General features: G+C 49.5%; 21 protein-coding genes, 16 tRNA genes and 1 rRNA gene. 3 read left to right on the top strand and 35 right to left on the bottom strand.

Annotation, left to right across the window (positions count from 1 at the left end; genetic code table 11):
- The first annotated feature begins 60 nt into the window (after positions 1-60).
- On the top strand, positions 61-864 hold the full coding sequence (locus AK95_RS23670) for an NAD kinase (RefSeq protein ID WP_009591431.1): 804 nt from the start codon (positions 61-63) through the stop codon (positions 862-864).
- A gap of 60 nt (positions 865-924) precedes the next feature.
- Here the strand turns inward: AK95_RS23670 and AK95_RS23665 are convergent, their stop codons facing one another.
- Positions 925-1,470, bottom strand: coding sequence for a YutD family protein (locus AK95_RS23665; RefSeq protein WP_071222366.1), 546 nt, complete (start codon positions 1,468-1,470; stop codon positions 925-927).
- Between the two features lie 27 nt (positions 1,471-1,497).
- Positions 1,498-2,391 (bottom strand): lipoyl synthase, encoded by an 894-nt coding sequence (gene lipA / locus AK95_RS23660; RefSeq protein WP_071222365.1) that lies wholly within the window; start codon positions 2,389-2,391, stop codon positions 1,498-1,500.
- Between the two features lie 258 nt (positions 2,392-2,649).
- Between lipA and AK95_RS23655 the strand changes: the two genes are divergently transcribed.
- Positions 2,650-3,696, top strand: coding sequence for a M23 family metallopeptidase (locus tag AK95_RS23655; RefSeq protein ID WP_397376769.1), 1,047 nt, complete (start codon positions 2,650-2,652; stop codon positions 3,694-3,696).
- 106 nt (positions 3,697-3,802) lie between these two features.
- Here AK95_RS23655 and yunB read toward each other — a convergent pair whose 3' ends face one another.
- The 6 genes from yunB to AK95_RS23625 all read right to left on the bottom strand — a co-directional run bounded on the left by yunB (position 3,803) and on the right by AK95_RS23625 (position 8,080).
- Complete coding sequence (gene yunB / locus AK95_RS23650; RefSeq protein ID WP_071222363.1) at positions 3,803-4,765, bottom strand: sporulation protein YunB; 963 nt, start codon at positions 4,763-4,765, stop codon at positions 3,803-3,805.
- Positions 4,766-4,925: 160 nt separating this feature from the next.
- Complete coding sequence (locus AK95_RS23645) at positions 4,926-5,270, bottom strand: ArsR/SmtB family transcription factor (RefSeq protein WP_071222362.1); 345 nt, start codon at positions 5,268-5,270, stop codon at positions 4,926-4,928.
- Between the two features lie 3 nt (positions 5,271-5,273).
- Positions 5,274-5,699: an SRPBCC family protein gene (locus AK95_RS23640; protein WP_071222361.1), complete on the bottom strand. Its 426-nt coding sequence runs from the start codon at positions 5,697-5,699 to the stop codon at positions 5,274-5,276.
- Positions 5,700-5,888: 189 nt separating this feature from the next.
- Positions 5,889-6,314: a DUF1801 domain-containing protein gene (locus tag AK95_RS23635; RefSeq protein ID WP_071222360.1), complete on the bottom strand. Its 426-nt coding sequence runs from the start codon at positions 6,312-6,314 to the stop codon at positions 5,889-5,891.
- A gap of 231 nt (positions 6,315-6,545) precedes the next feature.
- Positions 6,546-7,343 carry a TrmH family RNA methyltransferase gene (locus tag AK95_RS23630; RefSeq protein ID WP_071222359.1) on the bottom strand — a complete coding sequence of 266 codons (798 nt, stop codon included), beginning with the start codon at positions 7,341-7,343 and terminating at the stop codon, positions 6,546-6,548.
- Between the two features lie 74 nt (positions 7,344-7,417).
- Positions 7,418-8,080: a potassium channel family protein gene (locus AK95_RS23625; RefSeq protein ID WP_071222358.1), complete on the bottom strand. Its 663-nt coding sequence runs from the start codon at positions 8,078-8,080 to the stop codon at positions 7,418-7,420.
- Between the two features lie 140 nt (positions 8,081-8,220).
- Between AK95_RS23625 and sspI the strand changes: the two genes are divergently transcribed.
- Positions 8,221-8,457, top strand: coding sequence for a small acid-soluble spore protein SspI (sspI, locus tag AK95_RS23620; RefSeq protein WP_071222357.1), 237 nt, complete (start codon positions 8,221-8,223; stop codon positions 8,455-8,457).
- A gap of 84 nt (positions 8,458-8,541) precedes the next feature.
- On the opposite strand, the gene AK95_RS23615 is transcribed toward sspI, so the two are convergent.
- From AK95_RS23615 to AK95_RS23485, 27 genes are all read right to left on the bottom strand, one after another.
- On the bottom strand, positions 8,542-10,122 hold the full coding sequence (locus AK95_RS23615) for a peptide chain release factor 3 (RefSeq protein ID WP_071222356.1): 1,581 nt from the start codon (positions 10,120-10,122) through the stop codon (positions 8,542-8,544).
- A 121-nt stretch (positions 10,123-10,243) separates the two neighbouring features.
- Positions 10,244-11,791 (bottom strand): glucose-6-phosphate dehydrogenase, encoded by a 1,548-nt coding sequence (gene zwf, locus AK95_RS23610; RefSeq protein ID WP_071222355.1) that lies wholly within the window; start codon positions 11,789-11,791, stop codon positions 10,244-10,246.
- A 137-nt stretch (positions 11,792-11,928) separates the two neighbouring features.
- Complete coding sequence (locus AK95_RS23605; RefSeq protein ID WP_071222354.1) at positions 11,929-12,777, bottom strand: YwmB family TATA-box binding protein; 849 nt, start codon at positions 12,775-12,777, stop codon at positions 11,929-11,931.
- A 309-nt stretch (positions 12,778-13,086) separates the two neighbouring features.
- On the bottom strand, positions 13,087-13,731 hold the full coding sequence (locus AK95_RS23600) for a response regulator (protein WP_006212655.1): 645 nt from the start codon (positions 13,729-13,731) through the stop codon (positions 13,087-13,089).
- On the bottom strand, positions 13,715-14,788 hold the full coding sequence (locus AK95_RS23595) for a sensor histidine kinase (RefSeq protein WP_071222353.1): 1,074 nt from the start codon (positions 14,786-14,788) through the stop codon (positions 13,715-13,717). Before AK95_RS23595 ends, AK95_RS23600 begins: the two co-directional genes overlap by 17 nt.
- A gap of 41 nt (positions 14,789-14,829) precedes the next feature.
- Positions 14,830-15,474: a cell wall-active antibiotics response protein LiaF gene (gene liaF, locus AK95_RS23590; RefSeq protein WP_071222352.1), complete on the bottom strand. Its 645-nt coding sequence runs from the start codon at positions 15,472-15,474 to the stop codon at positions 14,830-14,832.
- 169 nt (positions 15,475-15,643) lie between these two features.
- Positions 15,644-16,330: a PspA/IM30 family protein gene (locus AK95_RS23585; RefSeq protein ID WP_071222351.1), complete on the bottom strand. Its 687-nt coding sequence runs from the start codon at positions 16,328-16,330 to the stop codon at positions 15,644-15,646.
- A gap of 1 nt (position 16,331) precedes the next feature.
- Complete coding sequence (locus tag AK95_RS23580; protein WP_071222350.1) at positions 16,332-16,811, bottom strand: PspC domain-containing protein; 480 nt, start codon at positions 16,809-16,811, stop codon at positions 16,332-16,334.
- A 2-nt stretch (positions 16,812-16,813) separates the two neighbouring features.
- On the bottom strand, positions 16,814-17,491 hold the full coding sequence (locus AK95_RS23575; RefSeq protein WP_071222349.1) for a PspA/IM30 family protein: 678 nt from the start codon (positions 17,489-17,491) through the stop codon (positions 16,814-16,816).
- Between the two features lie 68 nt (positions 17,492-17,559).
- Positions 17,560-17,859, bottom strand: a complete 300-nt coding sequence (locus AK95_RS23570) for a LiaF transmembrane domain-containing protein (RefSeq protein WP_071222348.1) — start codon at positions 17,857-17,859, stop codon at positions 17,560-17,562.
- Between the two features lie 425 nt (positions 17,860-18,284).
- Positions 18,285-18,364 (bottom strand) — tRNA-Leu (locus tag AK95_RS23565).
- 8 nt (positions 18,365-18,372) lie between these two features.
- Positions 18,373-18,449, bottom strand: a tRNA-Arg gene (locus AK95_RS23560).
- Between the two features lie 12 nt (positions 18,450-18,461).
- A tRNA-Cys gene (locus AK95_RS23555) sits at positions 18,462-18,535 on the bottom strand.
- 11 nt (positions 18,536-18,546) lie between these two features.
- Positions 18,547-18,621, bottom strand: a tRNA-Gly gene (locus tag AK95_RS23550).
- Positions 18,622-18,636: 15 nt separating this feature from the next.
- A tRNA-Gln gene (locus AK95_RS23545) sits at positions 18,637-18,711 on the bottom strand.
- Between the two features lie 16 nt (positions 18,712-18,727).
- Positions 18,728-18,803 (bottom strand) — tRNA-His (locus tag AK95_RS23540).
- A gap of 24 nt (positions 18,804-18,827) precedes the next feature.
- Positions 18,828-18,901: transfer RNA gene (locus AK95_RS23535), tRNA-Trp, on the bottom strand.
- A 6-nt stretch (positions 18,902-18,907) separates the two neighbouring features.
- A tRNA-Tyr gene (locus AK95_RS23530) sits at positions 18,908-18,992 on the bottom strand.
- Between the two features lie 4 nt (positions 18,993-18,996).
- Positions 18,997-19,072: transfer RNA gene (locus AK95_RS23525), tRNA-Thr, on the bottom strand.
- Positions 19,073-19,094: 22 nt separating this feature from the next.
- A tRNA-Phe gene (locus AK95_RS23520) sits at positions 19,095-19,170 on the bottom strand.
- 68 nt (positions 19,171-19,238) lie between these two features.
- Positions 19,239-19,315, bottom strand: a tRNA-Asp gene (locus tag AK95_RS23515).
- A gap of 30 nt (positions 19,316-19,345) precedes the next feature.
- Positions 19,346-19,422, bottom strand: a tRNA-Met gene (locus tag AK95_RS23510).
- 87 nt (positions 19,423-19,509) lie between these two features.
- Positions 19,510-19,585 (bottom strand) — tRNA-Val (locus AK95_RS23505).
- Positions 19,586-19,761: 176 nt separating this feature from the next.
- Positions 19,762-19,836 (bottom strand) — tRNA-Glu (locus tag AK95_RS23500).
- A gap of 16 nt (positions 19,837-19,852) precedes the next feature.
- A tRNA-Ser gene (locus tag AK95_RS23495) sits at positions 19,853-19,944 on the bottom strand.
- A gap of 5 nt (positions 19,945-19,949) precedes the next feature.
- Positions 19,950-20,025: transfer RNA gene (locus tag AK95_RS23490), tRNA-Asn, on the bottom strand.
- A gap of 156 nt (positions 20,026-20,181) precedes the next feature.
- Positions 20,182-20,305: ribosomal RNA gene (locus AK95_RS23485) — 23S ribosomal RNA — on the bottom strand; the annotation flags it as partial.

Raw genomic sequence — 20,305 nt, 5'->3', positions numbered from 1 at the left:
TGTGTTCTTCTCCAAGATTGATTATCATCTTTATATAACCTTACAAAGGAGCTTATCAACTTGAGATATTATGTTCTGGACCGCGGTGACCCATTGTCTGTCGAGCTGACCCAGCAATTTCACAAGCTGGCGGAACAGCGGGGGTTTGTGCTGGATGCAGAATCTCCGGAGATTGTGGTCTCGATCGGCGGAGACGGTACGATGCTGCATGCTTTCCATACTTTTATAGACCGTATTCCTGACCTCGCTTTTGTCGGTGTCCACACGGGCCACTTGGGATTCTATGCTGATTGGAAGGCCGATGAACTGACAGAGCTAATTGATCATATGAGCGGGGAAGGCGAACACGGCAACGTGAAGCCGCGCCTCGTCAAGTACCCCCTGGTTCAACTGGAAATTCATAAGAAATCAGGAACGTCCTCTTACATTGCTTTAAACGAATTCACGCTTAAAGGCGTTGACGGTACCGTTGTCGCGCAGATTGACATCAACGACGTAACCTTTGAGATGTTCAGGGGAGACGGGATTTGCGTGTCCACCCCATCCGGCAGCACGGCTTATAACAAAAGTGTCGGCGGAGCGATGGTGCATCCTTCCATCGATGCTCTGCAGATCGCGGAAATCGCCTCGATTAACAATCGGATTTTCCGTACGCTGGGCTCACCGCTGCTCCTGCCTAAGCATCATCATTGTGATATATTCTCGCGTAAAGAACAGCGTCTGCTGCTAACTATCGATCATGTGAATATCTCGATTGACGACCTCGTATCCGTGCGCTGTCAAGTGGCGGAACAGCAGGTCAGTTTTGCACGCTATCGGCCGTTCCCGTTCTGGAATCGTGTCCGTGATGCATTTCTTGGCTAATATTAAGAAGAACGACTACCTAACAAAAGAACGGCCACCATTACTGGTGACCGTTCTTTTTTATTGCGCCTGTTCAGCCGGAGGATTAGGCTCCTTGGAAGGCTTTGCGTCCTTTTCTTTGGATTCCTTAGGATCGCGTGGCTCGCGTCTGGATTCCTTCGCTTCGCGCCGCTCGCGTTGGTCCTTGTGCTCCTTGCCCGGTTTGGGGCCATCCTGCTGGGTTTCCTTGCTTCCCTTCGCTTCCCCTTCCCCCTCACCCTGGGTTTCCTTGGGGGATGATTCACGAATCTCTACAGGCTCTTTGGAATTGGCATGGTCTTTGTTATCCTTCTGCTCCTTGGTTTTCTGAAGCACGAAGTGAGCACAACCAAAATTGCAGTATTCGTTAATGTAATCGGACATGCTGGAGAAGGTAGAGTCCTTGGCAGCTTTAGGATGATTATCCCGATAGAAACCTTTAAGCCGAAGCTGATTGTAACCCCAGTCTCCCACGATGTAGTCATAACGGTCCAGCACCTCGCTGTACCGCTCCCGGAAAGCTTCCAGATTCCAGCCGTTTCGATGGTCCTTTAACACTTCATAACTTTTGTTTCCGATAACGATCATTGAAAGCTTCCCCTGCCTTTCCAAAGGTTAAGACTGCACGGTCTCTTCCTTGTTGCGTTCTGCAGATTTCACTTGCTCGTGTGCATGATAGGAGCTGCGCACCAGAGGACCGGACTCCACGTGGCTGAATCCGCGCTTCATTCCCTCTTCCTTCAAGATCGCAAACTCCTCCGGCGTATAGTATTTTTCCACATTCAGATGCTTTGGCGAAGGCTGCAAATATTGGCCGATCGTCATGATATCGCAACCCACCGAACGCAGGTCGTCCATCGCTTCCAGAATCTCATGCCATTGTTCGCCGACACCTAGCATTATGCTGGATTTGGTCGGAATATCCGGCTGCATCGCCTTGGCATTCTTCAGCAATTGCAAGGAACGGGTGTACTTGGCCTTGGCACGTACCCGATCCGACATTCGCTCGACCGTCTCAATGTTATGGTTCAGAATGTCCGGCTTCACATCCATTACGATCTTAAGCGCTTCTTCGCTTCCCATAAAATCCGGAATCAGCACTTCCACAGAGCATAACGGCAGACGTCTGCGAATGGCTTTAACCGTTTCAGCGAATATGTAGGCCCCGCCATCTTTCAGATCATCCCGTGCTACGCTTGTTACTACGCAGTGACGCAGGTTCATCTGTTCCGCCGCTTCCGCCACGCGTTCCGGCTCCTGAAGATCCAGTTCCGTTGGAAGACCCGTGTTGACAGCGCAGAATCGGCAGGCGCGGGTACAAATATCACCCAGGATCATGAAGGTTGCCGTACGGTTAGCCCAGCATTCATAAATATTCGGACAGCGAGCCTCTTCACACACCGTGTGCAGTGTCTTGGATCGCATCATGCTTTTGATTTCTTTATAATTATCGCCAGTAGTCAGCTTGATTCGAATCCAGTCAGGTTTTGGCTGTTTGGTTTTAGACAAAGAAAAAACCTTCTTTCGAATTTATTGATGTAACTCAAGACATACCCCATCGTTTGCTGTCCCATATTATATCATGAAAACCATCATATTACTTGTTTCGCATCGATATGAGATTAATCTAGTTGCGGCATGGATAAAAATCCTTGTTTCGATTCACCCTACAGTGTAGGCATGACTGTCCGTCCTTAATTATGACAATCCAAAAGGAAGGAGAAGGACACATTGAGGATTTTCCAACCATTGAGCGCAAGCGGTATTATGATTCGCTGCACTGCTGCAGCTGTGGCTGCCTTGACAGCTGCCTGCTGCATGTGCGGGCCTGTGTCCGCATCCGCCTCTGTTGCGGTCAGCACCGCTGACGATACGGTGAAAACATCGGATGTTAACGCCATTTTTGCAGACCGGAAGTCGTTATATGATGAGATTTCCACCGTTACCCAAATTCCTTGGTATCGCCTGGCTGCCATTGACCAGTATGAACGGACACTAACTAGAGTCCACCCCAAGGATCGCAAACATCCGGACCGGACGCTCGGAATCTTCATCCCCTCCACAAGATGGGCCGGGGCGTTAAATCCCAATCAGGAAGATGTAAATCCGACGTCGATCAGCGTGTTTTCCGGCATCGGGCTGGATGGGGATGGAGATGGCAAGGCAGATCCGAATAATGATATCGACCTGCTATATACCGTTGCGGCAAGGCTCGCCCCCTACGGTCATGCTGCCGATGACTTCAGCATCGGACTCTGGTCATACTACCAGAATACGCGGGCTGTTCAGCGCGTCATGCAATACGCCAAAATGTACGAAACCTTTGGAAAGCTGGACTTGTTTGACCATGCATTCCCTCTCCCGGTCAAAAGCAACTATTCCTACCGAAGCACATTTGGCATGGGACGCAACTGGGGAGGCAGAAGGGTTCACGAAGGAACGGATTTGTTTGCCTCATACGGAGTCCCCGTTCGAAGCACCTGTTACGGCGTTGTCGAAATCAAGGGCTGGAATAAATATGGCGGGTGGCGCATCGGCATCCGTGATTTGAACAATCATTACCACTATTACGCCCATCTGCAAGGCTTTGACAAAGGAATCTCGCTCGGGGATGTCGTTAAGCCGGGTCAAACCCTTGGCTGGGTTGGGAGCTCCGGTTATGGCAAGCCGGGAACCCAAGGCAAGTTCCCTCCACACCTCCATTACGGCATCTACCGGGATACCGGATTGACCGAATGGGCATTCGATCCTTACCCGCTGCTGAAGCACTGGGAAATGGAAGAAAAACGCTCGAAGAAAAAAACGCGCTCCTGAGTTCAACCCAGGGGGCGCGTTTTCTCCGTTAAGGACCTCCATAACTGCGAAGTGAATCATGGAGCAGGCTTCCATATGCTGGCGCCAAATTAATGAATCAGCGCTCTTAGCCTCCAGTGTTGTTTTCCCCCGTCTGCCCGGATAAGTCTGCTCCGCCAGGTAAAGGTTTTAGAGGTGTCGTTGTTCCATCTGGAGGATTCGTCGGCGGAGTTACAGGCGAGATTTCCTGCTCCGTATTATGGCTATTCTCATTGGTAACGGGCGGCGGTATCGCTATGCTCGGCGCGCTTGCCTTATTCTCGCCGACGGCCTTTCCTTGCCCGTCATAATAATACATCGGCACATCGCCGACCACGAGCAGATAAGAAATGGGAATATCGGTTTCCACAATCTGCGGCTCCATGTCAAAAGGAACGACAACCGCTACCTCTGTTACAATGTGGACGAATACCTCCACCAAAATCATATTAATGCCCGCACCCTGCTGCCTGGTATCCAGTTGAACCTTCACCGCTCCCTGCGGTTCGATCTTCAAAGGAATTTGCGGACCGAATGAAGCGATAATCGGGCTTTTCAGCACCTGTCCCAAGGGAATTTGCTCCTTACGCTTATGAATATCGTCCAGTGTGCTCTGAACAACCTCCGTTGTATGGGACGTGATTTTTAAATGCTCGGCATAATTCAGCATGAATCCCGTCACTTTGCCCGAGCTGTCCGTTTTCCAGTTGACCAGATTATCGAAATCCTTGCCCTGCGTCACCTGAGAGGTGATCGCTTTATTGATGGCTTCAGTGGCAATCTGTTTAACCCTGATTTGGGCTAAATGCATGATCGGCGGTCGCAGATTCTGCTCAATATACATAAAAAACTCAACGATCCCAAACACAAGGAGCAGAGCGCCGATCAGCCACCATTTTTTCGTGCTTCGTCGTTTGGCAGCCTGAGGACGCCCTCGGCTCTGCGGTACGGGCCGAAAGCCTCTTCGCGGTGGTTTATAAGCTCTCCTTGGTTTAGGCCACGACAGCGACGGAAAGGCCAAACGCCTGCTTCCCCATCTCTTTCGTCTCATGCTTGGTCCCCCCTATTTTCGCCCCGAGGAGCATGTTTACCATGGCAAGCTCTCCTGTATAGAGGGTATGCGGACAAACGGCAAAAAAGAAGAGCAAGGAGGGGATCCTCACTCTTCTTCCTTATGGATATTCAATTTCAAGAAGGACCGCATCAAGGATCTACTTGTCGTTCTTTGGATTGTCTTCTTGATCCTCCACATAATATTTCAGCATCGACAGTTTATTCTCCCAGAAGCGGTCGAAATAAGCGAGCCAATCCTTTAATTCCTTAAGCGGTTCGGCATCCAGCCGATAGCGCGTTTCGCGTCCAACCTTGCGGTCCTGCACAAGGCCCGCTTCCCCCAGAATTCGGAGATGCTTGGAGACGGCAGTCCGCGTCATGGAGAAGTGCCCTGTAATTTCTTTAACCGGCATTTCCTTATCACTTAACAAGCCAAGCAGCTTACGGCGTGTCGGATCTGCGATAGCTTGATAAACATCATGCTTCGGAGCGGCTTGCGACATGGATTAGGCCTCAACGTATCCCGCAAGCTTCTGAACAATGCCTGCCCAGCCGTTGTCCATACGGCCCCGCACGATATCGTGTGCTTCCCCGAACTCGGTCACTTGATCCGCTGTCCATCCGCCGTGAATGAGCGTAAATTCCGTATGATCTCCCTGCTGTACCAGTTCGAACGTAACACTCCAATCCTTGCCCCAGTTAAAAGATAAGCGGTTAGGCTCGTCAATAAGCGTGACCTTGCATGGTGAATTGCCGAAAGGGCCTGCATTCAATTGAAACTCAAAGCCTTCCACCGGCTCAAAATTGTTAGGCATAAACCAGGCTGAAATTCCTTCAGCCGTTGCCACGGCTTTCCACACCTTCTCGATGGGTGCTTTCAGCACCAGAGTATGACGAATATCCGGCAGCTTGCCGTTTGATGGGTTGTCCATATCACATAAACCTCACTCATGTTTAATATTATGAAACCATTTGGTTTCCCTTATTGCATTATAGGACACCAAACGGTTTTACGTCAAATAGCAATATTCACCTGTACCCAATCAGCACACCCTATTGTCCAGCCTCCCATAAAGCCTTGTAAACCAGGCATCTTGCCGGCTTCTCATGCCTAGAGCTCGCTAGGACTGAGCCGGGTAGGTCTTGTTCAAGAAGGCAATCGATTCGCAAATCAGCTGCTTTAAGACGTCCACATCAATATCCGCCACTTTATTAATATACACGCAGCCTTTCCCGGCCGTATGTTTACCGAAACTCGGCAACAGCTCCTCCCGCTTCTCATCGCCCGGCGCAAAATACAGGCTGATCTTCGCCTTGCGCGGCGAGAAACCTACCAACGGTGCATCGCCTTCGTGCCCGGTAGCGTAGCGGTAATGATAGGAGCCGAAACCGATGATGCTAGGGCCCCACATCTTGGCCGGAAAACCGCTCGTCTCCTCAAAAATCTCCAGCAAACGATAAGCATCCTCCCGTTTTTTTGGCGAATCCACTTGCTCTATAAACTCCACCACGCTGTGATCCGTTTCTTTTGTTTTTTGCTCGTACATTGGGGTTTAACTCCTTTCGAGTACTCCTGTTATTATGACCAGCCTTATCAAAAATAAGAAAAACCTCATCGACGTTCTTGTTAGAAAACAGACCGTATTTAGAGGAAGCTTCCTTGCGATATAAGGAGGTAAACCTCTAATGCTTACTTATCTCTTAAATAAAAAAAGCCGGAGATGATTAGCCATTGATTTCTAATCACTTCCAGCTTCGTCGAGGAGCCGCTCCGGTCTTTATTGTCCTGCATATTCTCTTTGCCGTAAAGCTTCGTACATCAGCACCGACGCTGCCATAGCCGCGTTCAACGATTCGGCTTTCCCGGGCATGGGAATACGGATCGCATCGTCCACGAGTTCCGCAACCTCAGGTGAGACACCGCGCCCTTCGCTCCCAATCACGATCCAGCTTGTCCCTTTGAAATCATACTCGAAGCAGGAATGTTTCCCTTCCAGCAGGGTTGTAACCAATCGGGCCCCCCGTTCCCTGGCTTCCGGCAAAATGCTTAGCAAATCGCCTTCGAGCACCGGTAGGTGAAACAGGGATCCCATGGTAGAGCGCAGCGTCTTGGGGTTGTACAAATCCGCGCAGCCGCGTCCCAGAACCACGCCAGCAGCCCCTACGGCATCTGCGCTTCGTATGATGGTTCCTACATTCCCCGGGTCCTGAAGACCGTCCAGAACGATGACCAATCCGTTCTCGCGCAGGATCAGGTCCTGCCATTGACGTGCTTCTTTGCGGACCACGGCAAACACCTGCTGCGGTGACGGCGTGTCACTGACCTTCGAGATGACGGCATGGGATACGCCAATCCATTCAGCACCTTGTCCTGTATCCGATATATGACGAAGTTCCTGGGGAATGCCCTTCTCCACATCATACGCAACACACTCGATGTCCACTCTGGATGACAGGGCTTCCTGTACGAGATGAATGCCTTCCACCACATACTTGTTCTGCTTGTCTCGATGTTTTTTCTCCTGAAGCTGTGCCCAGCCCTTCACTCTGGCATTCTGCGGCGATAGTATCTCCATGGTTAATCCATCCGTTCTTTACTTATATATAAAACCGAGTCCCACTCAACCCAGCATACCCGCTTGCGGACAGCTTACTTCGGATAAGCAAGCTCCATCTTCGTTAAGTTATTCTTGTGCCCCACAATAATGAGAATATCGCCTTCCTCAATCCGGTCATCCGGACTTGGAGAAATGTTCATATCCGCATCTCTTCGAATCGCCATGACATTGCAGCCGAATCGTGCCCGAATATCCAGCTCTATCAGATTGTGACCGACCAGATCTCCTGTAGCAAGCATCTCCATAATGCTGTAGTCGTCCGACAAATCGATATAATCCAAAATATTCGGTGACACCAGATGATGGGCAACCCGCAGCCCCATATCCCGTTCAGGGAAAATCACCTTGTCCGCACCGATTTTGTTCAGCACTTTTCCGTGCAGTTCATTCTTCGCTTTCACGATAATGGCCGGTACGCCAAGATCCTTCAAGATCAGCGTAGTCAAAATGCTGGATTGAATATCCTCCCCGATCGCCACGACAACCACATCAAAATTCCGTATGCCCAGCGCCCGAAGCGCATCTTCATCGGTCGAATCCGCCGATACGGCATGCGTGACCATACTCGCGATTTCCTGAATGCGCTGTTCGCTCGCGTCTACGGCTAATACATCAAATCCCATGCTGCTCAATTCCTTAGCAACACTCGTGCCAAAACGCCCCATACCGATTACTGCGTACTGCTTCTTAGCCATTTATATATCCCCCCACGAGCCTAGGTCATCCATAATCATAATGATAATAGTATATCATACTGTCCCGAATACTTGAATGTAACTGCCCCGGAACGGGCACATTACACAATGACCCTTTCATAACAAGGAGGAACATGTCCATGTCCATATTGTTAGATCTAAGGCAGGCCGTCATTCATAAAGTCCACAATCAGGACGAAGAAGAGCTGCGCTCCATGATCGAGGGTTCCGTTGACGGGCCTGAAGCTGCCCTGCCGGGACTCGGTGTAATGTTTGAAATGATGTGGAAAGACATGGATGCTACCCAGCAGAACAGCCTTGTCTCTTCCCTCCATGATCATCTGAAAACCGTTACGCCCGGCAACCTTCAAGGATAATCCCATGGTCAACAAAAAGGAACAATCCCCTAAGCTGTGAACGCTGGGGGATTGTTCCTTTTTGCTGCATATTTATAACATCGCTTACGGAGCGGTCTCAAGAAACTGGGCGGTTGGATTCTTGTCGATGGCGGTTCTCATCGCATACTCATTTTCGAACAAGACAACATAGTTATCCTTCTTGTCTTTGACCAGCGTTGAGTTTATCCGGAACTTGGACGGATCAATATTGTCGTCCACGATCCAGCGGGCGAACTGATACGGCATGCGTTGAAGCTGGACATCAACGCCGTATTCTCCCTTCATCCGGTACTCGAAGACTTCGAACTGGAGCTGTCCGACAACCCCGAGAATGGTCTCGTCAAAACTCACGGTGCGGAATACCTGAATGGTGCCCTCTTCCGTCAGCTGATCAATCCCCTTCTGATATTGCTTATGCTTCAACGCATTCTTCACCGTTACTTTCGCAAAAATTTCCGGTGAGAACGTTGGAAGCTCGTCGAATACAACTTCACGACCTTGACTGAGTGAGTCCCCAATCCGGAAAATGCCCGGGTCAAACAGACCGATAATATCGCCAGGGTATGCCTCCTGCACAATATCTCGATCCTGCGCCAAAAATTGCTGCGGCTGCGCCAGCTTGATTTCCTTGCCTACCCGAACATGCTTCACGCTCATACCGCGTTCGAACTTGCCCGATACGATTCGCAGGAACGCGATACGATCCCGGTGAGCCGGATTCATATTGGCTTGAATCTTAAATACGTATCCGGAGAACTTCTCATCTGTGGGTTCCACCACACCCTCCGTACTGCGGCGTGGCTCCGGCTTCGGCGCAAGCTGAAGAAAGTTCTCCAGGAAGGTCTGGACGCCAAAATTGTTGATCGCACTGCCGAAGAATACAGGCGTTAGCTGACCCTGCATAACTTTTTCCAGATCAAATTGGTCTCCGGCAACATCCAGCAGCTCGAGGTCTTGACATAACTGATCATGCAGGTAATCGCCTGCCATCTCGCGAATGATTGGATCCTCATAGCCTTCGACCTTTTGTACCTTAATCGTGGAATGGTCGTCGCCCTGGAACAATTCAACCTGATTTTTAACCCGGTCGTACACGCCGCACAGGTCACGCCCGGAGCCGATCGGCCAATTCATCGGTACGGAGCGGATGCCGAGAACCTGCTCAAGCTCCTCCATCAGATCAAACGGGCTGCGCCCTTCGCGGTCGAGTTTGTTGATAAAGGTAAAGATCGGAATGCCCCGCTTCGCACAAACCTGAAACAGCTTGATGGTTTGGGCCTCGACCCCTTTGGCTACGTCAATCAACATGACGGCGCTGTCAGCGGCGGTCAGCGTACGATAGGTATCCTCACTGAAGTCTTGGTGACCCGGCGTATCCAATATATTAATCCGATGCCCTAAATAATCAAATTGCATAACAGACGAGGTAACCGAGATTCCCCGCTGCTTCTCGATCTCCATCCAGTCACTCGTTGCATGCTTGCTCGCTTTACGAGCTTTAACCGATCCAGCCAGACGAATGGCGCCCCCAAACAAAAGCAGCTTCTCGGTCAGTGTTGTTTTACCGGCGTCAGGGTGGGAAATAATCGCAAACGTGCGGCGCTTATCCACTTCCTGCTGCAGTTCATCTATTTGCTTTGCCATTTCACTTATCCCTTCGTAACTAAAGTCATGTATATCATTGTACCACAATTTATACGCAAATCATCCCCATGCGCCATGCGCATGAGGATGATTTTTAACACGTAAATTTTAGAAAATGATCTTAGTTTTTCAACCACACCACATTATCCTCAAGCTGACCGTTTACCGGCCACCAGTGGAATCCGTTTTCCTTCAACAGCTCATCCGCTTTGTCAGGTCCCCACGATCCAGCAGGATACGATTCCAGCTCGCCCTGGTTCTCTCTCCATGCGCTGGCGATACGATCCACGAAGGACCATGCCGAAGCCACTTCATCCCAGCGCGTAAAGTAGGTGGAGTCTCCACGAGCAGCGTCATGCAGCAGACGCTCATACGCCTCAGGAGAGTTAATGCCCACGATGCAGCTTTGGCAGAAATCCATCGCTACAGGAGCGATCTCGGATTCAGATCCCGGCTTCTTCGCGTTAATCTTCACATAAATGCCTTCCATCGGATTGACGCGAATAACGAGCAGGTTAGGCTCCAGGGAATGCTTTTGGCCTAGGTATACGTTGGTTGGCATCCGTTTGAACTCGACAACCACCTCGGTTGTCTTAACCGGGAGGCGTTTGCCCGTACGGATATAGAACGGTACGCCAGCCCAGCGGAAGTTATCCACGAAGACTCTGGCGGCAAAATAGGTTTCCGTATTGGATTCCGGATTCACTTTGTCCTCTTCACGGTATGCCGGCAGATCTTTGCCGCCCGCGGAACCGCTCGTATATTGGCCGCGAACCACGTTGTTCTTCACTTCTTCATGAGTGGCATACGGACGCAAGGAGCGAAGCACCTTGACCTTCTCATCGCGGATATCCTCTGCAAGCAGTCGGCTAGGCGGCTCCATCGCAATCATGGTCAGCAGCTGCAGCATATGGTTTTGGCCCATATCCCTTAGAGCGCCGGCATGATCATAGTACCCGCCGCGCTCCTCGACACCAACCGTTTCACCAAGCGTGATTTGGATGTTGGCGATATGCTTGTTGTTCCACAGCGGCTCGAAGAAAGCATTCGCAAAACGTATAACTTCGATGTTCTGTACCATTTCTTTACCGAGATAATGGTCAATCCGGTAAATCTCTTCTTCCTTGAACACTTTACGGATCTCTTCGTTCAGCTTGGCAGCCGACTCGAGATCGTAGCCGAACGGCTTCTCGATCACAAGACGGTTCCAGCCTTCTCCGTCGAGCATACCGCCCTTCATCAGGTTAAACGATACGCTGCCGAACAATTCCGGTGCAAGCGCCAGATAGAACAAGCGGTTGCCCGGTATATTAAATTTTGTTTCCAATTGCTCCGTTTGTTCGCGAAGCTCACGGAAACCGTCAATATTGTTAATATCTAAAGATTTATATTCAAAATGTTGTGCAAATGCATTCCATTCACTATCCTGTTCCGAACTATATCGGCAGAATTCCTGAATTGAACGATACACGTCCTCCCGAAACTCTTCCTGGGTGCGCGGACGCCGCGCCACGCCGATTACCGCAAAATCCTCATCCAGTTTTCCTTCACGATAAAGACTGTAGATCGCCGGAAACAACTTACGTCTTGCCAAATCACCAGTCGCTCCAAAGATGAAAAATACAGCTCCCGGTGTCTTCATTGTATCTAGATTTTGATTTTCAGCCATGGCTCCTCATTCTTTCTATGAATTATAGTGTATTTTTATGCATCGGCACTTAACTCGATGTGATGACATTTTAGCATATTCATTTCAAGTATGCTATCTCATTCCGCATTTTTTCATCCGAGTTTCAGAAATCATTTTCAATATTCTATTGTAATGACAGGAAATCCGATCGTTATTCTACTGCTTTTCTTCATCGAATCTTCATGCACCGCGATCTGCATATGAATCGGCGTGTCGCCACTCATCACAAAAGCACCCAGTGAAGGAACCTCATATGAACGGCTTTGTGTTGTGTCATCTGCATAATCCTCAACGGGGCGAAGCGAGAGTTTTTGGGCTACAGCCCCTTCTACCTGAGCCATCGTTCCATCAACGCTAGCCGTCTCCGATGCATATCCTTGAATGGACGCATTCCAGGAGTTCGGTATGCCTGCTTGCTTCATCATCTCTTGAATCTGCTGCTGTAGGGTCATCATTTCCCGGGACTGTCCTGCTGCGTCTCCTACAAGCATGGCTCTGACATAACTATGACCCTCCGTCGTGAAAGCCCAGTCCAGATGCACCGATACACCGGAGAGCACGCCTTCTGCTTGGAATACTTCATTTCCCTGAAGCTGGGACGTTGTAATCCCGGAGAGCCCCATTGTACGAGCCAGCTGCTCAGCTGTTGTCTTAGCTTGATCCTTGGGTATGGAATTTATCATTTCACCTTGAATTTTTACCGTGAGTATTGCCGAAGGCTCCATATGTTCTTGCCCAAGCGCCGCCAGAAGCGTTAGATCGCTTTCTGCTGCTTCCCCGGCTCTAGTTATTCCATTGACACTTGATTCTTCCGTTCCGCGCAAAGCTGAAGCTGACGCTTCTCCTGCATACGGAGCGGATTCGTTTCGATTGCTGTCCGCTGTTCCCGCAAAACCCGCCATCATACCTGCTGCCCCGCACAGCAACAACATCATCACAATGATCTGTATACGCATCTTCCGCATGGTCAGTCACGCCTCCCCGTCCGAATCTATCAATCTAGTAAAAGGATGGCCTTGGCACCACGGATTTATACCTCGCTTTTTAAAAAGATCCTCCATCGGGCTGTATGTAGAGATTTCTTCTTCCCTGTCAATAAATAAAAAAAAGCTCCCGATCCGGGAGTCTTTACGCCTCTCTCTCATTGTTTACATGGATATGTTTATAACTCACGCATCTCATCATGGATCTGCTTTCGTACTACGCTCAACAACCTCAGAGCATCTTGGATATGTTTATGTCACGACCATCGCATAAAAAAGAGCCGGCATTCTTTACTCAGCCAGCCCATTTTTATAAGCGTAGATGGCAGCCTGGGTTCGATCCTCTACCCCCAGCTTGCCTAAAATATTCGTTACATGAAACTTCACGGTTTTGATGCCTATAATCAAATCATCAGCAATATCCTGATTCGACTTGCCTTGCGCCACCAGTCGCAGCACTTCCATTTCCCGGTCCGTAAGGTCGTTATGCGCCGGAGCTTCATTTTGCGGATGCCGGAATCGATTCATCATCTTGGAGGCAACCTGCGACTCCAGCACCGACTGCCCGCGTGCGGCAGCACGTATAGCATCAGCTACTTCAGAAGCACGGGATGTCTTCAATAAATAACTGAACGCACCTGCTTCAATAACCGGATACATCTTCTCATCGTCCAGATAGCTGGTCAGTACAATGACCTTAAGATTTGGAAACTGATTCATCAATTGGCGCGTCGTCTCGATTCCATCCATTCCGTCCATCACCAAGTCCATCAGCACCACATCAGGATGATATTCCTGCGCTAAGCGTATCCCTTCCTCGCCGCTGCCCGCTTCACCAACCACCTCGATGCCGTCCTCTGTACCAAGCACAGCCGCTAAACCGATCCGGACCATCTCATGATCATCCACCAGCAGCACCTTAATCGGCGTTTCCATCTACATCCCCCCGTTTGCGTTCTTCGTTTATGAGTGGCACAACGATCTCAATTCGAGTCCCTTTACCCGGTGCTGTTATGAATTGTACCGAGCCCCCGATCTCCGTCACCCGTTCCTGCATCGTCGATAGACCGTAGGAAGTCTGTTTCTTGTCATCCAATTCAAATCCGATCCCATCGTCCCGCAGCATCACCCGAACGGTGTTCTGCCTGCGGTGAATACGGATATCCATTTTCTCCGCTTTCGAATGTCTGAGGGTGTTCGACATGGCCTCCTGGATAATCCGGAACAGATGATTTTCGATCCCTTTGAGCAAATGTATGTCATCGTCCATTTCAAACGTAATTTCCATAGGTACTTTGATTCGCAATTCCTTAATCAGTTCACGCAGTCCCTGCTCCAGTGCCTTTCCTTCGAGATAAACCGGCCGCAGATGAAGAAGAAGCGCCCTCATCTCGGACTGGGCCACAGCCGACATTTCCTCGATCAGAGCCACCTGGCGCTGCGCTTTGTCAAAATCCTTATCCAGCGTCCTGCCCACAGCGGTTGCCGTCATCGAGATGGCAAACAGCTGCTGAGAAACCGCATCATGGAGCTCGCGCGCCAGACGCTGCCTCTCTTCCACAATCGCCGTAACCCTGGCCTGCTCGGCAAGCTGGGCATTGTTCGTAGATAACCGCTGCAAGGAAGACACCTGATCCTCCCAGCGTTTGCTGATCTTCACCAGCTGTTCTCCAAGCCGGCCCACTTCGTCTTCGCCGATGTCCGGCATGACGTCCGTAAGGCTGCCTTTTTCCCAGTTCACCAGCGTTTCCCTCACAAGATCGACCCGTCGTTTTACCCGGTATCCCTGGAAGAAGCCATAGATCGCACCCAGCCCAATCGGCAGCAATACGATGGTAATGCCGGCTTCGATCCGGTTCTTCCACGTCTCAAACGGTTGAAGATAACCATATGTATATAATAAATATAGGACAACGAGCATGACAACCAATCCCAGAAGGGTCCCCTCACGCATACTTCGGGTAATCATATTTGCTTTCTTTTCCGTTTCCACGGGGCAACCCTCCTGAATGGTTTACACAAAACTTACGTTTATTATGTCATTCTTATATTCAAATCTCCGCCTAAATAAGAAACAATAAATTTCACTTTATATTCACTGGTCTCATAATTGGGTGATTTATACCGCACGCGGTTTAATATGCCGGTTTCCTTCCGGTCGTCCAAATGAATCGAGCCAAACAGGATGGATGCTTCGATCTCCACCCCATAATAGTCCGGGATCATCAGATCAATATCCCCCAGCATTCCATGGAACATCAGGACCGTTTGGCGTTCCTCCGGAAGGGCCAGGGACAGATCCACATCCGCCTCTCCCAGCACATGCCACACACTCAGACTGCGCATCACCCACGGAGCCCGGTCCCAATCAAAGTTGGACATAAAGTTCTGCTTCTGAATGTACTTCGTCGTGGTATGAGCTCGTTTGGACTTGCCATAAAAAATACCTAGCGATATCAAGCTGATGCCGATAATCAACATGAGATGCTCCAGCAGCAGCAGTACGGCACCTACTCCGAGCAGAATGTATCCCTTCTTCACATGTCCATGTCTGATCTGAAGGACACCTGCAAACATGAGTAACAGGGCGACAATGGTGAAGAAACCAAACCATCGGCCGAAAAGCATAATAAAACCCAAGCTGATTAAACCAACTGCTATCCAGCGGTTTCTGTCCATGTCGCACCTCCTTGATGACCAAGATATAAGCTCGGAAAAGCCATATCAGTGAGACGTTCCCCACTGTATGGCTTTGCCTGTACTATACGACAATCTCATTCGTATAGCATATCATATGAACATGGTGTTCGAATACGGTTTAATCTTATTTTGCTGACTTGCTAAGGAATTACTCGGACTTCGAAGAATTCCCCATTTTGTTTTTCAAAGCTTGCAGCTGCTCATCCACCTTCAATTGCTTCTCAGCGTCCACGGGGCTTGTGTATACTGCGTTGTTAGGACGGTATGGGGCGCGAAGCACATCAGCTTCTGCTTCCATTTGCATGATTTTTTCCTCCATGCGATGGAAGCCCATCGAAGCACTGCCGCTTTCGATCGTGTGCAGGCTGCTCACTTGAGACATTTGCTTCTTCGCTTTAGCCATTTGAGCGCGGGCAACAAGCTCATTGCGCTTGTTGCGCATTTTGTAGAACTCGTCTTTCATTTCATGCAGCTGAGCTACAAGCTCTTTTGCTTGCGTCTCGGATTGCAGGTGCAATTCCACGTACTCGGTTTCTTTTTGATCGAAATAGATTTTTTCTTCAAGCAGCTTGCGAGCCACTTCTTCTTGACCATTCTTCAGAGCCAATTCAGCTTGAGCTTCACGTTGTGCCGCCATCTTCACAGCCTCATCGACGCGCTGCTTCATACGACGCTCATTAGCCATTTGCTTCGCAACCGTTACCTCTGCTTCATGAATTTCTGCCTCCATGTCGCGCAGGTACTGGTTCAACATTACGATCGGATCCTCTACTTTATCCAGCAGTTCATTCACCGATGCTTTCGTCATATCCTTAATTCTTTTAAATACTCCCATGTTATTTATCTCCCTTCTCATAGTTCGAAAGTTTTTTCTTCAATTCTTCGATTTCTTTTTGCATTGCTTTTCTCTCAATATCCTTCATCATCGCATCCAGATCGGAATCCGTTGACGCGTTGTTTCTTGTGCCATTGGGACGGTCATATTTGGGGCCAAAGCTACTATGCTCATTAGGATAGCCTTGACGTCCATAAGAATCATTATAGCTGTTGTAGCCTGGTCCAGGGCCCGGATGATCGTTGTAACGGTATCCGCCGCCATGTCTGCCCTGTGGACCATACGGATCGTGATAATACGGCTCCTTAGGTACTACAAGGGATGCAATCAGATAGATCAACAGCGTTGTACCGCCTGTAAAAAAGATACTGACTACAAATATGATTCTAAGTAGGGTAGATTCGACTCCGAAATGATCGGATATACCGCCGATCAACCCTGTGAACATTTTGTCTCGGGTGGAACGGTACAATCTAGTCATGGTTACTCCTTTCCGCTGTTATTCAGCTTTTGCTTCAGGCGGGCAAGTTCTTTTTCTAATACAGTGGAGACCGATTCACCAGCCTGTTCCATGTATTCCTGCCCCATGCGGCGTAAATCGCGAAGACTTCTGGCTTCCAGTTCCCAATCGCTGATACGGTCTTCGAGGCGATTGAACATCTTCGGTACGTCATGACCGCCGCCGTAGGAGCCCGTACGTTCATTCATTTTCTGCTGAAGACGAAGGGTTTCCACTCGGGCAACATAATATTGACGTTTGCTGTATACCGTCTGATATTCCATCCGCAGCTCGCCGAGCTGCTCCTCGATTTCTTTTAGCGACTCCAGGCTTGAGGACAACAGGCCTTGATACTGCTCGATCTTTTCCTCATAGATCAGTTTCTCCTGCAATGCCAGCTTGGCAAGATGTTCTTCGCCGGCCTTCAGTGCAAGCAGTGCCTGCTCTTCGCGTTTATATCGCATGGATTCGGCTTGATCCACCTGCTGCTTCAGCTGTCTGGAATGTACTTGGCATTGCTGCTGCAGCTTCTCAGCCTCAGCAATGTCCTGTCTGGTTGAATGTAGGAACTGGTCGATCAATCGAACCGGATCCTGGCTCTGCTCGAGCTTTTCATTCAATGTTGCTACGGTTATGTCTCTTATCCGCCGGAAAACACTCATATTGGCTTAGCCCTCCTCATCTATCATGATCTGTTGTTCATGCATGTTATTTAATGTAGTGGTTTTTATCAATAACGGGGTCTACCATTCTTCAATCGGGACAACCCGTAGATGATCAAGATAATTCCAAAGATCGGACCGATCAGCCAAGACAGTTTACCCATCAACCAGATCACACCGATACCGAGAATAACCCATCCCATCAAGGTGTTACCTCTCCGGATCCCGTAGTATCCCAAAGCGACCATCAGGATTGGAATTAGAAGACTGAACAACCACCCAAGCAGAGGACCGAATACTCCAAGGAGAACCAAGATCCCTACACCAATCAACAGGATACTCATTCCATTTCCTTTTGAATTTCTCATTTATACACCGCCTTTCTGTTGTTTGATCGTTGTTTCTTTTGTTCAACCTTATGACTCTATTCTAGGTAATTTCGAGTTTGGCTAAAACGGCCTGGGGACGGTTTTTGGACCTAGACCTAAGGCGGGGCCTTCTACAGACCTACGTCCAACCCTGCACTGGATCGATGATTCGATGGGTTAGCCTGTGTAGATGAGTTCATCTGGATAATCTTTGTTTTACCTATAAAGAACGTGGTTTCTAATGATAGTTTAGATTTAAGGAGTGTAGCTCGAGGAAGCTCCGAAGGTGATAGAAAAACCCTCGCGATTACTGGAGAGGTAACAAGAAGAATGGAGTCTAATATTAAAATCACGAAGAAGCAATCGATGTAGATGCAACGAAAAAAGGAATGCAGACGTTTAACGTCTACATTCCTTTTAGATGATGCCGGTGAAGGGACTCGAACCCCCACGGTTTCCCTCACGATTTTGAGTCGCGCGCGTCTGCCAATTCCGCCACACCGGCTTACATTATGGCGTGCCCTAAGAGATTCGAACTCCTGACCTTTTGATTCGTAGTCAAACGCTCTATCCAGCTGAGCTAAGGGCACATAAGTTTGTAATGGAGGCGCCACCCAGATTCGAACTGGGGATAAAGCTTTTGCAGAGCTGTGCCTTACCACTTGGCTATGGCGCCAGAAATAAAAATGGAGCGGACGACGGGAATCGAACCCGCGACCCTCGCCTTGGCAAGGCGATGCTCTACCGCTGAGCCACGTCCGCAAACATAAAAATCAATGGCTGGGGATATAGGATTCGAACCTATGCATGACGGAGTCAAAGTCCGTTGCCTTACCGCTTGGCTAATCCCCAATATGATTTTGTAATATGGGGCGATCGAGGGGAATTGAACCCCCGAGTGCCGGAGCCACAATCCGGTGCGTTAACCACTTCGCCACGACCGCCATATTGAAACACTGTGATACGATTGGCAGGGGCAGCAGGAATTGAACCCACACTAACGGTTTTGGAGACCGCTGTTCTACCTTTAAACTATGCCCCTAAAAACTGGTGGAGGATGATGGATTCGAACCACCGAACTCGAAGAGAGCAGATTTACAGTCTGCCGTGTTTAGCCACTTCACTAATCCTCCAGAATGGTGCCGGCGAGAGGACTTGAACCCCCAACCTACTGATTACAAGTCAGTTGCTCTACCAATTGAGCTACACCGGCATATAAAGTTATAAAACGTACATGGTGGCTCGGGACGGAATCGAACCGCCGACACGAGGATTTTCAGTCCTCTGCTCTACCGACTGAGCTACCGAGCCTTAAAGCTCTTCGCGAACTTTGACGGAACCCATATCGGATACTCATCTCATCCCAAAGTTGTAAAGAATGGCGGAACTGACGGGATTCGAACCCGCGATCTCCTGCGTGACAGGCAGGCATGTTAGGCCTCTACACCACAGTTCCACGAGGCATTATCGCTATTGCGATATAAATTGGTTGCGGGGGCAGGATTTGAACCTACGACCTTCGGGTTATGAGCCCGACGAGCTACCGAACTGCTCCACCCCGCGTCATTAAAAGGGTTGCTTGTATGGGGTCCCCGAAAAGTAATCGAAATTACCTACGAAGCATGTGCTTCACTTTTTGGGGATAAATCATGGTGGAGGCTGAGGGGATCGAACCCCCGACCCTCTGCTTGTAAGGCAGATGCTCTCCCAGCTGAGCTAAGCCTCCGTAACAAAGCGACTTTTATTATATCAAAATCTGATATAAGAAGCAAGTGTTTTTTTTAATAAAGTGGTGACCCGTAGGGGATACTCTCACTTCGTTCGAGACTGCGAAGTCTATGCTTACGAAGTTATCCTCCGACGAACCGACGGGATTCTCATCCCCTGATGCAATTAAGAAAGTGGTGACCCGTAGGGGATTCGAACCCCTGTTACCTCCGTGAAAGGGAGGTGTCTTAACCCCTTGACCAACGGGCCTTGCTTAAAATAATAGTGGCGGAGAGAGAGGGATTCGAACCCTCGAGACGCTTTTGGCGCCTACACGATTTCCAATCGTGCTCCTTCGGCCAACTCGGACACCTCTCCATAAATGGCTCCCCGAACAGGACTCGAACCTGTGACAACTCGATTAACAGTCGAGTGCTCTACCAACTGAGCTATCAGGGAACAATATTCAATTCAAGTGATTGATCACCTGAAAACTAGATACGAAACGATCTTTGCAGCACATTAGAATTCGTAGCATTCACCCGATGTGGTATCGGGGTCCCCGGAAAGTATTCGGCGTTGCTTCAAAGCTTCGCTTCACTTTTTGGGGTGATTTTGGATAAGCCCTCGACCGATTAGTATTGGTCAGCTCCATGCATTGCTGCACTTCCACCTCCAACCTATCTACCTCGTCGTCTTCAAGGGGTCTTACTAGTTGGGAAATCTCATCTTGAGGGGG

The organism is Paenibacillus sp. LC231, from assembly GCF_001860525.1.
Lineage (GTDB): Bacteria > Bacillota > Bacilli > Paenibacillales > Paenibacillaceae > Paenibacillus_AQ.
This window is presented reverse-complemented; position numbering and strand designations above follow the sequence as displayed.